Origin of the sequence: Streptomyces sp. NPDC037389 (assembly GCF_040636475.1) — a bacterium.
Classification (GTDB): domain Bacteria; phylum Actinomycetota; class Actinomycetes; order Streptomycetales; family Streptomycetaceae; genus Streptomyces; species Streptomyces hesseae.
The window spans coordinates 1-1,519 of the sequence record NZ_JBEZUS010000054.1; the positions used below are offsets into that span (position 1 = coordinate 1).

A 1,519-nucleotide genomic window follows, 5' to 3' on the forward strand; every position below is an offset into this window, starting at 1 on the left:
TGGCGGTGGTGCTCATACGGCGAACTCCTGGAACGCGATCGTCTTCTCGACCGGGTAGTACTCGGTGCCCAGCAGCTCCCGGACGATGCAGCTGTTGCGGTAGGCGCCCATGCCCAGGTCGGGGCTGGTGACGCTGTGCGCGTGGACGCCGGCGTTCTGCAGGAAGACGCCGCTTCCCGTGACGTCCACGGCGTAGTTGCGGGCGATGTCGAAGTTGCCCCGGGAGTCGTAGCGCAGCCGGTCGCGGACGGGCTTGAGGAACTCCGGCTCGGTGTAGCGGTAGCCGGTGGCGAGCACCAGGCCCTCGGTCTCGATCTCGAAGTCCTCGCCCTGCTCCTCCTGGCGGAAGCCGAGCGTGTAGGTGCCGTCCGCGTAGCGGGCGCTGGTGAGCGCGGAGTTGGTGAGCAGCCGGGTGGGGACGGGACCGCCGAGCCGCTTCTGGTAGAGCAGGTCGAAGATCTCGTTGATCAGGTCGCCGTCGATCCCCTTGAACAGGCCCTTCTGCTCGCCGGCGAGGCGGTAGCGGGTGTCCTCGGGCAGCGCGTGGTAGTAGTCCACGTACTCCGGCGAGGTCATCTCCAGCGTGAGCTTGGTGTATTCGAGGGGGAAGAAGCGCGGGGAGCGGGTGACCCAGTTGAGCCGGTAGCCGTGGACGTCGATCTCGCCCAGCAGGTCCCGGTAGATCTCGGCGGCGGACTGCCCGCTGCCGACCAGCGTGATCGACTTCTTCTTCACCAGCTCCGACCGGTGCTGGAGGTAGCGGGAGTTGTGGAGGAAGTCGCCCGCCAGTCCCCGGCAGGCGTCCGGGACGTACGGCGGGGTGCCGGTGCCCAGGACCAGGCGGCGGGCGCGGTAGGTGTCGCCGGAGGTGGTGGCGACGGCGTACAGCTCCTCGCGCTCGTCGTAGGTGACCTCGGTGACCGTGGTGGAGAAGCGGATGCTGCTCAACCGGTGCGCGGCCCAGCGGCAGTAGTCGTCGTACTCGACGCGCAGCGGGTAGAAGTTCTCGCGGATGTAGAACGAGTAGAGACGGCCCTTGTCCTTCAGGTAGTTGAGGAAGGAGTACGGCGAGGTCGGGTCGGCCAGCGTGACCAGGTCCGACATGAAGGGGGTCTGGAGGTGGGCGCCGTCCAGGAACATGCCGGCGTGCCACTCGAAGTCGGGCTTGGACTCCAGGAAGACGCCGTTCAGCTCGGCGATGGGCTCGGTGAGGCAGGCCAGGCCGAGGTTGAAGGGGCCGAGGCCGATCCCGACGAAGTCGTAGGCGGCACTGGCTTCAGGAAGCGCGGTCAAGGGAGTCTCCCAGGTACTGCTCGGCGTGGCCGGCGATCAGGTCGAGGACGGCGGCGATGTCGGCCGGGGTCGTCTCGGGGTTGAGCAGGGTGAACTTCAGGTAGTGGCGTCCGGCCACCTTGGTGCCCGCGACCACGGCGTCGCCGGAGGCGAACAGGGCCTTGCGGGCGTAGAGGTTGGCGCGGTCGATCTCGGCGGGGTCGGTGACGGCCGCGGGGATGTGGCG

General features: G+C 68.3%; 1 protein-coding gene and 1 pseudogene. Both read right to left on the minus strand.

Going from position 1 to position 1,519, the window contains the following annotated elements; translation table 11 throughout:
• Nucleotides 1–12 precede the first annotated feature (12 nt).
• Nucleotides 13–1,293: a lysine N(6)-hydroxylase/L-ornithine N(5)-oxygenase family protein gene (locus AB0E98_RS33650; protein WP_031084162.1), complete on the minus strand. Its 1,281-nt coding sequence runs from the start codon at nucleotides 1,291–1,293 to the stop codon at nucleotides 13–15.
• Nucleotides 1,277–1,519 (minus strand): annotated as a pseudogene (locus AB0E98_RS33655) (pyridoxal-dependent decarboxylase); the annotation flags it as partial. The pseudogene AB0E98_RS33655 and the gene AB0E98_RS33650, both read right to left, overlap by 17 nt.